This is a genomic window from Pseudoalteromonas sp. CO325X (assembly GCF_004208955.1).
In the GTDB taxonomy this organism is placed as follows: Bacteria; Pseudomonadota; Gammaproteobacteria; order Enterobacterales; family Alteromonadaceae; genus Pseudoalteromonas; species Pseudoalteromonas ruthenica.
Genome location: NZ_SGPG01000001.1, coordinates 267,552 through 277,417 on the forward strand (window position 1 = coordinate 267,552; position 9,866 = coordinate 277,417).

Annotated in this window: 12 protein-coding genes, 1 rRNA gene and 1 pseudogene; 11 read left to right on the forward strand and 3 right to left on the reverse strand. The window is 41.8% G+C overall.

The genetic code is table 11. The features are described 5' to 3' along the window. The first annotated feature begins 49 nt into the window (after window positions 1-49). Window positions 50-931 (forward strand): cation diffusion facilitator family transporter, encoded by an 882-nt coding sequence (locus tag EXT46_RS01285; RefSeq protein ID WP_130144709.1) that lies wholly within the window; start codon window positions 50-52, stop codon window positions 929-931. A 71-nt stretch (window positions 932-1,002) separates the two neighbouring features. On the opposite strand, the gene EXT46_RS01290 is transcribed toward EXT46_RS01285, so the two are convergent. Next, complete coding sequence (locus EXT46_RS01290) at window positions 1,003-1,590, reverse strand: hypothetical protein (RefSeq protein WP_130144711.1); 588 nt, start codon at window positions 1,588-1,590, stop codon at window positions 1,003-1,005. A 109-nt stretch (window positions 1,591-1,699) separates the two neighbouring features. Between EXT46_RS01290 and EXT46_RS01295 the strand changes: the two are divergent. The 6 genes and pseudogenes from EXT46_RS01295 to EXT46_RS18785 form a co-directional block, all read left to right on the forward strand. Next, window positions 1,700-2,212: pseudogene (locus EXT46_RS01295) on the forward strand (integrase core domain-containing protein); the annotation flags it as partial. A 189-nt stretch (window positions 2,213-2,401) separates the two neighbouring features. Continuing rightward, window positions 2,402-3,127, forward strand: coding sequence for a hypothetical protein (locus EXT46_RS01300; protein ID WP_130144713.1), 726 nt, complete (start codon window positions 2,402-2,404; stop codon window positions 3,125-3,127). A gap of 533 nt (window positions 3,128-3,660) precedes the next feature. Further along, window positions 3,661-4,074 (forward strand): hypothetical protein, encoded by a 414-nt coding sequence (locus EXT46_RS01310; RefSeq protein ID WP_130144715.1) that lies wholly within the window; start codon window positions 3,661-3,663, stop codon window positions 4,072-4,074. 78 nt (window positions 4,075-4,152) lie between these two features. Further along, window positions 4,153-4,317 (forward strand): hypothetical protein, encoded by a 165-nt coding sequence (locus EXT46_RS18780; RefSeq protein ID WP_165381036.1) that lies wholly within the window; start codon window positions 4,153-4,155, stop codon window positions 4,315-4,317. Window positions 4,318-4,335: 18 nt separating this feature from the next. Further along, window positions 4,336-4,605 carry a hypothetical protein gene (locus EXT46_RS01315; RefSeq protein ID WP_130144717.1) on the forward strand — a complete coding sequence of 90 codons (270 nt, stop codon included), beginning with the start codon at window positions 4,336-4,338 and terminating at the stop codon, window positions 4,603-4,605. Between the two features lie 132 nt (window positions 4,606-4,737). Continuing rightward, complete coding sequence (locus tag EXT46_RS18785) at window positions 4,738-4,878, forward strand: hypothetical protein (RefSeq protein WP_165381037.1); 141 nt, start codon at window positions 4,738-4,740, stop codon at window positions 4,876-4,878. An 86-nt stretch (window positions 4,879-4,964) separates the two neighbouring features. Here the strand turns inward: EXT46_RS18785 and EXT46_RS01320 are convergent, their stop codons facing one another. Both EXT46_RS01320 and EXT46_RS01325 read right to left on the reverse strand, forming a co-directional pair. Then, window positions 4,965-6,140, reverse strand: coding sequence for a site-specific integrase (locus EXT46_RS01320; RefSeq protein WP_130144719.1), 1,176 nt, complete (start codon window positions 6,138-6,140; stop codon window positions 4,965-4,967). A 208-nt stretch (window positions 6,141-6,348) separates the two neighbouring features. Next, entirely contained in the window at window positions 6,349-7,209 is an 861-nt protein-coding gene (locus tag EXT46_RS01325; RefSeq protein ID WP_022943483.1) for a YicC/YloC family endoribonuclease, read from the reverse strand. Window positions 7,210-7,378: 169 nt separating this feature from the next. Here EXT46_RS01325 and rph point away from each other — a divergent pair, with 169 nt between their 5' ends. The 4 genes from rph to EXT46_RS01345 form a co-directional block, all read left to right on the forward strand. Next, window positions 7,379-8,092 carry a ribonuclease PH gene (rph, locus tag EXT46_RS01330; RefSeq protein WP_022943484.1) on the forward strand — a complete coding sequence of 238 codons (714 nt, stop codon included), beginning with the start codon at window positions 7,379-7,381 and terminating at the stop codon, window positions 8,090-8,092. A 30-nt stretch (window positions 8,093-8,122) separates the two neighbouring features. Then, a complete protein-coding gene (gene pyrE, locus EXT46_RS01335) occupies window positions 8,123-8,767 on the forward strand; it encodes an orotate phosphoribosyltransferase (protein ID WP_130144721.1) in 645 nt (214 codons plus the stop codon). Between the two features lie 61 nt (window positions 8,768-8,828). Further along, a complete protein-coding gene (locus tag EXT46_RS01340) occupies window positions 8,829-9,215 on the forward strand; it encodes a diacylglycerol kinase (RefSeq protein WP_026110905.1) in 387 nt (128 codons plus the stop codon). Between the two features lie 584 nt (window positions 9,216-9,799). After that, window positions 9,800-9,866 (forward strand): 16S ribosomal RNA (locus EXT46_RS01345); the annotation flags it as partial.

Sequence of the window (9,866 nt, forward strand, 5' to 3'; positions counted from 1 at the left end):
AAGAGATTTTAACCCAGAGTGTAGGTACACGCAGCAAAAGGATAAGAAAATGGCGCATCACCACGATCATTCCCATGACATCGCTTCAGAGCGCATTGGTTGGGCATTCTTTTTAAATCTCGGGTTTACTATTATCGAGTTTATTGGCGGCTGGCTTACAAACAGTACCGCGATAATGGCCGATGCCGTGCATGACTTAGGGGATAGCCTGTCAATCGGCAGCGCCTGGCTGTTTAACAAATTCAGTAATAAAGGTGCCAATCAGCATTTTACCTATGGTTACCGGCGCTTAAGTTTATTCGGTGCGTTTATTAACTCGGTGGTATTAGTGATTGGCTCGGTGTGGGTGCTGGTGTTGTCGGTGCCGAGATTGTTTGACCCAGTGATGCCGGTAACGGAAGGCATGTTGGCCCTGGCGGTGCTAGGTATCGCAGTGAACGGTTATGCGGCGATTAAACTGAGCAGTGGTAAATCACTTAATGAGAAAGTGCTTAATTGGCACCTTCTTGAAGACGTGCTGGGTTGGGTGGCGGTGCTGGTGGTCGCAATCGTGTTGATGTTTGTTGATTGGCCGATTTTAGACCCTATTTTATCGATTTGTTTTACCTTGTTTATTTTGATCAATGTGGTGCGCAACCTAGTGCAGACCGTGCGGCTATTTCTGCAAGGAGCACCGGATAAAAAGACGCAAACAAAACTCACTGAGGTACTGATAGAGCCGCAAGAAATTAGCACTGCTCACCATGTGCATTACTGGTCGTTAGATGGCGAACATCATGTGCTGACAGCGCATTTATGTCTTGCTCAGGAGCTTAATGCTGAGCAAGTGATAGCGTTAAAGCAACGTTTGGCCGACAACCTGGCAGAGTATCATTTAGCACACACCACCTTAGAATTTGAGTACCCACAAGAGCAATGCCGAGATGGTTAAGCAAAAAAGCCCCTGGAAAGGGCTTTTAAGTGTTAGGTGAGGGGGGGGAGCCTCTCTCACAGTGCATACAATCACACAAATGGATCTAATAAGTCCTCATCAAAGACTAAGCCCTTAAATTGGCTACCTTGTATAATATTTTTAAATTTATCGGTACAGTAAACCTTTTTGGTGCCTTCCAGCTTAGACTTGAATAAGAATTTGTCTTGTATATCGTTTTGCTCAAAGGTTAGTAGTTCTAAACCGTCCTCAAATCCATCTTCATACTTGGTTAGACATTTATCTTTTTGCTCTAGTCCAAATGCAAGTAGATTAAATAGCATCATGGGGGTTCCCTCAGCTTTGACAGGTAAAAACTCCCCAAAATTAGTAAGGCGATCTTTTAGTGACTCATAAACAGGCATTTTCATTATCATAAATCTGCCTAGCAATGATATGTCGTAGTTTTGCTCTTTAGCTTTACCAAAATAGTCAAAGTTTAGCTCATCGTGCCATAGATGGCTGAACTCAACATTATCTCGTGCAGACGACATGAACATTGTTAATATAGTGTCAGGGCTAAGATTGCTATTTTTGGCGAGAGTAGTAGACAGCTCAACAATATCAAAATCAATGACATCATAGGTATAAGCTTCGTTTTTTATTTGATAGACATTCATACAGAGCTCTCCAATGCTCATCTTTTAGTGCAAGCATACTAACAGCCGCCGTTTCCGTTTTAAATTCAACTGTTCTTAACTTATTTAAAAATATGAATCGACCAGACTTTACTATATTGGCAATCTCAAGGGCGTAGGCCGTATTTACCAACAGACCTTCATCGATACCTACAGCAAAGTAGCGTTTGCGAAGCTCTACACGATCAAAACTGATATACTCAACGACAAAGTTCTGCCTTACTTCGAGCAACATGAGCTACCCATGCTGCGCATTCTCACTGACCGAGGGACTGAATACTGCGGTAAAGTCGAACACCACGATTATCAGTTATATCTGGTTGTCAACGACATCGACCATACGAAAACGAAGGTGATGTCACCGCAGGCAAACGGTATCTGCGAACGCTTCCATAAAACCATCTTATAAGCGTTCTATCAGGTCACGTTCCGTAAGAAGCTGTACGGCTCGCTGAAGGAACTACAGAAGGATCTGGACGAATGGATGGTTTATTACAATAATGACCGAACACATCAGGGAAAAATGTGCTGTGGTAGAACGCCACTGGAAACATTATTGGATGGGAAATCGATTTGGGCTGAGAAGAATTTAGCTCAAATCTAACCTGACAGTCACCGATTGAAAAGCGGGTAACTGTCAGATCAAGTCTGAGCTAGTACAAATTAGTGGTCTACAAACAGTGTCAATTTTGGGCGAGGAATGTTTTTTATCATAATTTAAAAAATTCATTTTCTAGCCATTATTCTTTCTGTTTATTAAAGTAGTGGTCACTTTAAAGAATTGGCTAAACACATGGCACGGCATCTTTCCCCACTTACCGACGCAATCAAGCGCCACCTTATTAACCGTTTTGCTCATACCCATACCAGTAAAAGCGATATATATAATTTACCTGCACCGTTAAAACTTGCTCATGTTAAAGGGCAGGCAGAGTTTACTTTGCGCTTTTTTGCGTTTCTTGAACGTAAACACATTCTAGATGAGCAAAGTCAGTGGCAAATTTGGCAGCAGCTCACCACAGGTACGGCATGTATGCAGCTTGTTGAAAACAGTGGTTTAACTAGTCACTTTAATCTACAAAGTACCGAGTGTGATTACAGTGCCCAGTGTTTTAAGGCTTTTACTATTTGTTTTTGGGATGCCATTCAAACCAACCCGCAGCTTGCTGATAAAATGTCACACGGATTTATTGAGCACTTTTTACCAAGCATCTTTACCAGCAAACCTAAACTGACCAGCAAAGATTACAAGCGCCAACTGGCATCGCAACTGTACGATTGTTGGGGTATAAAACCTGAGATCAAAGAATCGTTCAATACAGGGGAACTGGTTGAGTTTAAGTTACTTGCCAAAGCAAAAGGCCATACTGTAGTAACTTTATGCTCATTAACAGGTAAACGTCTAAACAACACTAGAGAAAAAGCATATAGGCAAACCATCAATGCGATAAAGGCCGAAGCCCCCAATAAGCCTGAGGCATTAACGCCAAATAAAAAAGCAGAGATACAGCCGCTATAAACAAATTGGAGCGAGTGACGGGATTCGAACCCGCACCACTCGGTTGGACGCCGATTATCAGGCTCTGAAGGCCTGCGTGCTACCGTTACACTACACTCGCTCAACATCAATCAAATAACATGGACTATTGCACTTGTAGTCTATCAAAAGTTCCTTTAAAGTTACTACTAACTTAATTTAAAAGACTATTTTGAGGAAACACGGCACCAGAAAACAGCACCGCTTTGTTGGTCATTGCTAATGTAAATATTAAACCAATCAAGCTCACTGTGGCACTTAGATAGCAAGTGGATAACAAGCACAAGGTAACAGGTTCAGGTCGAGACTCGATGCCTCGCAAGGGGATGGACATCGTTAATTAAGCCGCTCAGGTTAGCCGATGGTTTGCAACTTATTATACCAGCAGGCGTAAGTGCAACAGATGGGTCAAAAGTGCTCTGCTCGGCCAGTGTGGTGATAACTTAAGATACTAAGCTATGAACAATAAACAGCATATCTGAACTTTACTATCAGCTGTGACCTTATGTACTTGTATGCTGAAAACAGCGAGTGCATCAGCTGAAATCAGTTTAACGCAAGAGATAATGGCTGATGGGGTCGTTACAACCGAAGAACAAGCTCGTTACTTAAAGCACATAGGTATTCAAGCTGTAATTGACGGCAATCAGCGTATTCAAGTCGTACCAACGAGCCCGATAGCGACAAAGTCAAAGCGAGTTAAACTAGAAGAGCTTGGTTTAGACAAAGCAAGCCCACTTACTTATGCGCAAGCACAACAGCAATTAGCACACATTGCTAAAAAATTAAATCGACTGGATGACCAAATCGCAGTTCAAAGGCTGGTAGCCTTATCACCTACCCAAGAAGAAGTTGATGTATTAAATGCTCTTATAGCTCAACTTCCAGAAACTGTAAAACCTCTTTCAATAGCTAATGCTTTGACATGAGTAATTGCATTAAATAAATATAAAGATCAAAATATTTCAGAACTTTCAGAAGCAGAAAAAGTTATTCTGATTTCAAATATGTATGCAGTAGTTTCAGTTTTAGATCCACAAAAAGTTGAAGGAACTGTTTCATTAGTTCTCCCAGCTGGACTTGATGTAAAAGGTCAAAAACTAGAATCACCAAAAACATATCCATCTATCAATGTAGATAAACAAGTAGTCCAAATGATTGCTGATTTATGAGTTGATTTACCAATTGAAATGGTAAGTGGTTTTCAAGATATTCATCAAGAATATCAAACAATTCTGGCAGAATTAAAACAAAAAGCAGATTCACAAGATTCTGAAACAAGAGCTCAAAGATACATGAGATTTCATGATCAATATGCAAATGCTTTTGCACAAATGTCAACAACTTCGAAAATAGACATGCTTCAAATCCTTGCAACAGGAAATGATGAAGGTTCTAAACTCAAAGGTCCAAAACTCCTTGATAAAGCTTCAGAGTATATTTCTATCATGGATGGATGATTTACGGAAGAAAATGTAAAAAAACTTCTTATTTATCATAAATTTATAGCAAAATACAACGAAAATTGAGATGATGTTTTAAATGATATTGTTTTAGATAGAATTGATAAAATTGTCGATAGAAATGAGGAAATGGCTCAAAGAAATGAACAGGAGTATAAAAAATTAAACAAATTAAAAGAAAGTAATAGAATTAAAAGAAATAATTTAGAAGAGCTTATTGCATTAAGAAAACAAATGGAAATGTTAGCTAATCCTGCGAAAAAGTATTAAAAAATACTGATATTTTAGGGCGGCCATTTTTCGAAAAGTGATGGAGTTCACCCACCACTAAATATATATACGAATTTAAGATAGCTTCATACATAAGATTTTAATTGTTCAACCAACACTGATAGAGCTTCGCGCCTTTCATCTAAATAATCATATCTATCATAGATGCCTTCTACGCCTTTTAATTTGTGATTTAGGCAACGCTCAGCGACATGACCAGCAATACCAGATTCAGCGAGTAGACTACGACATGTTCGACGAAGATCATGCACGGTAAAGTGTGCAACAGGCATTTTCTCTTGTTTAAAAAGCTTTTGAATAGCGGCATTAATGGTATCAGGGCTAATATGCCCAAAGCGTTTACTAGCACGTCTGTTTGGGAAGACAAATTCAGAACCATAGGCGCGAATTTGTAGCTCTTTGAGCCATTCAATAACTGTGGGCGCAAGTGGTACTGAAATACCGCGACCTGTTTTGCTTCGCTCCTGCGGGATATGCCAAAGCGCGGCTTCAAAGTCGAATTCTTCCCATTTGGAGGCAACTAACTCGCCTTTGCGAACACCTAAGCAAAGTAATAACGCAACAGCTAGGTAATTTTCTCGAGTGAATTGGTTATGATTTTCTCGAAAGCATTTAAACACCTGTGAGAGCTCTTCGAGCGATAATGCTCTACTACGACTTTTTTCAACACCGCCAGCATCACTCACAGTAAATGCTTCTGCGGGGTTAGAAGTTCGTAAATCAAGTTTTATTGCGTGCCTAAAAAGTTGCTTACAATACATCAAGCAGTCATTGGCAATAGTTGGGCGGTTACTTTCAGCAATATTATTTATAATTGCACGTATATCACGAGGGTTAACTTGATCAATGCCTAATTCGCCAATGGTCGGTGCAATATCTTTTGTATAAACGCGCCTAGGAATATTTGGGTGTTTTAGTCGTTTGGCGCATTCCTTTAACCAATCTTCAGCTAGATCATCGACAGTATTGAATTCGGGTGTTTTATTTCGCTTTTTTTCAGCAATAGGATCAATACCGTTACTGACTTCTCTTTTAATTTCAGACGCATTAAATTTTGCGTCAGCAAGAGATAGATCAGGGTACTTACCAATTGTAATCTCTCTACGCTTTTTATTAATGGTGTATCTAACAACCCAATAACCAATGTTTTGGTTGGCAATACGAAGATATAGGCCATTACCAATCGCATGGCGCGCATGCTCACCTTGTTTAATAAGTGCCTTTACCTGTTTATCGTTCATTTCATTGATTACTCAGTTAGTGGTATATGCAGTGGTGACATAATTTCTTAAATTTCTCTTGGAAAGACGATTTTTAAAGTTTGTGTCACCAATAATGTCACCACTATTTTGAAACAAAGGGAAGAGTGAGTAAACAAGCAGAAAAGAAAAAACCGCTAAGGTAGCGGTTTTTAAAGGAATTTAAATTTCCCTGAAACAGGGTGAAACATCACTCAATATTCTGGATCTGCTCACGCATTTGCTCAATCAGCACCTTTAACTCAACGGCGGCGTTGGTCACTTCGGTGTTTATAGATTTGGAGGCCAGTGTATTGGCTTCGCGGTTAAACTCTTGCATCATAAAATCAAGACGACGACCACAGGCACCGCCTTTTTTCAGAATTTTACGGGTTTCTTTGACGTGCGATTTTAAGCGGTCGAGTTCTTCGGCGACATCTTGCTTTTGCGCCAAGTAAATAAGCTCTTGTTCAAGGCGGGTCTCGTCGATTTCGGCTTGCAGATCTTCCAGTTTCTGCGACAGCTTCTCACGTTGCCATTTGATGACTTCGGGCATTTGCGCTTCGACGATTGCGACTTGCTCTAAAATCGCGTCTAAGCGAGTTAATATCATTTGCTCAAGGTTCTCGCCTTCGCTAGCACGGGCGGCTTTAAAGTCATCTATAACGCCATTTAAGCCTTTGAGCAATTCACCTTGCACGACGTCCATATCCATTTCCTCGGCTTCCATTACGCCTGGCCAGCGAAGAATGTCTACGGGATTAATGTCGCCTTGGCTTTGTGCTTGCACCCATTGTGCGCTCTTTACTAATTGTGAGGCCAAAGACTCATTGATTTGTAACTCGCCGACATGGGCTGGGTTGGCGGCAAATTTTAAGAATACTTCAACCTTACCGCGCTGTAAGTTTTTACGCAGCCGTTCACGGATCACAGGTTCTAAACCGCGAAATTGCTCGGGGGCGCGAATGAAGGTTTCCAGATAACGTTGGTTTACAGAGCGGATCTCCCAAGTTCCGGTGCCCCAATCGCCTTTAATTTCTTGGCGAGCATACGCAGTCATGCTGTGGATCATGAATGATTTCCTAATTTAAAACAGATATATCGGCATGCATTATACCTTAACAAAGAGTGAGCTCTAGCGGAAATTTCCAGCACAATTAGGGAAATTCATAAAAGTGCCGTGGCATCGCAGCGGGTGAACACATATAATAAACGAAAATTTTTAATGAAGGGGATAGTGAATGCGTCCAAGTGAAAGAACACCTAATCAAATTCGTCCAGTGACCTTTACTCGCCAATACACCATGCATGCTGAAGGCTCAGTGCTGGTTGAGTTTGGCAACACTAAGGTATTGTGTACTGCGAGTGTTGAGGCGGGTGTACCGCGTTTTATGAAGGGCCAAGGTAAAGGTTGGGTAACCGCAGAATATGGCATGTTACCGCGCTCGACCCACACCCGTAATAACCGCGAAGCAGCGCGTGGCAAGCAAGGCGGACGCACCATGGAAATTCAACGACTGATCGCCCGTGCATTACGAGCTGCCGTTGATTTAAAAGCCCTGGGTGAAAACACTATCACTATCGATTGCGACGTGATTCAAGCGGACGGTGGTACACGTACGGCATCTATCAGTGGAGCCTGTGTCGCCTTGGTTGATGCATTAACCTATATGCGCGCGAAAGGCATGATCAACACTAATCCTCTGCAACACATGATAGCGGCTATCTCTGTGGGTATTTTCAACGGCGAACCTATTACCGACTTGGAATATATCGAAGACTCACAAGCCGAAACAGATATGAACGTGATTCTTACCGAAACGGGTAAAATCATCGAGGTGCAAGGCACTGCTGAGGGTGAACCGTTCTCATTTGATGAGCTAGAGCAAATGCTAAGTTTAGCTAAGCACTCTATCCGCGAAATTATCGACATCCAAAAGCAAGCTTTGGCATAAGCACTAAGCGACTAGTTAAAGAGACATCTAATGAAAGAATATCAAAAGCAGTTTATTGAATTCGCATTAGCCAAGCAGGTATTGAAGTTTGGTGAGTTTACGCTTAAGTCTGGCCGCACTAGCCCTTACTTCTTTAATGCTGGGTTGTTTAACACCGGGCAAGACTTGGCCAAGTTAGGCCGCTTTTATGCAGCTGCACTTGAAGATGCTGGTATTGATTACGACTTATTGTTTGGTCCTGCTTATAAGGGGATCCCCATTGCTACGACTACAGCGGTGGCGTTGGCAGATCATTACAATAAAGACGTCCCTTACTGCTTTAACCGCAAAGAGAAAAAAGACCATGGTGAAGGAGGCAACCTAGTTGGCTCTGAACTTAAAGGAAAGGTGATGTTAGTGGATGATGTGATCACCGCTGGCACCGCCATTCGCGAGTCTATGGAAATCATTGCCGCCAATGGCGCTGATTTAAGCGGGGTGCTGATCGCCCTGGATCGTCAGGAAAAAGGCAAAGCAGAGCTCTCGGCTATCCAAGAAGTAGAGCGAGACTTCAGCACCCAAGTGGTATCGATAGTTAAACTAGCAGATTTAATCACCTATCTTGAGCAGCAGGGCAATATGGATGAGCACCTGCAAGCGGTCAAAGCCTACCGCGACCAATATGGTGTTGCATAGCAATATTGAAAAGCCCCGCTATCGGGGTTTTTTTATGGCTGTTAATAAGGTGGCAAGCGTTATGACAAGCTTAAAGTTAAACGGCCAAGGGCTAGGGCGGATAGTTAAAGCATTGCGTTGTACCTACTGGGGACTCAAAGCAGCTTATAAGGGCGAAGCGGCATTTCGCCAAGAGCTGACTTTGGCATTCATCCTTTTTCCTATCTCCTTTTTCATTGCCGATACCGCGATGCATTGGTTAGCACTGATTGTGGTTATATTATTAGTGTTGGTTGTTGAATTACTGAACTCAGCCATTGAAGCGCTCACCGATAGGGTGTCTACGGAATTACATATTCTTTCTGGGCGCGCTAAAGATATGGGCTCGGCTGCGGTAAGCTTGGCATTGTTGATTGCCGCCTTGGTATGGGGAGTCAGTATTTACCAAGCAGTCAGACCCTACTGGTAATGGTCATCTTTTAAACCGTTTTTCAGTTAACAACAGAATAATAGCTATTAATAAGTGAATTAATGGTCTTTTTTAGTGCGTTTTGAGCGTAAAGTGTGCAAACGATCCATTTTTTGCAGTTTTCTTTAAAAAAGGGGTTGCGTGGAAATCGAATCTCCCTATAATCCGCATCCACCGACACGGCGGACTGCTTACAAACAAGCACTTCAATGAGTCAGGTGAGTCATATAAAACTTAATTTAAAGCGAATTAAAAAACTTAAAATTAAGTGTTGACACAAAATCAGGAAAGCGTAGAATGCGCAGCCCTGAACGGGAGCAAAGCTTCCGAGGCGAAAGCCTAAAACGTTCTTTAAAAATATGAAGCAATCATCTGTGTGGGCACTCGTACAGATTGAGTTCTAACAGCCGATTCTAGTTCGCTAGATGACGCAAACAAATTTAGAGTCTCAATGTGTTTTCTCAAAAGAGAAGCTGAGTGACCAACAGCAACAAGTTTACTTGTTGCAGCACAGTCAATTCGTTCTTGGAAACAAGAACAAAATCAGTATTCATTGAGCTGAAGCTTCGGCTTCAAAAAACTTTTAATTGAAGAGTTTGATCATGGCTCAGATTGAACGCTGGCGGCAGGCCTAACACATGCAAGTCGAGC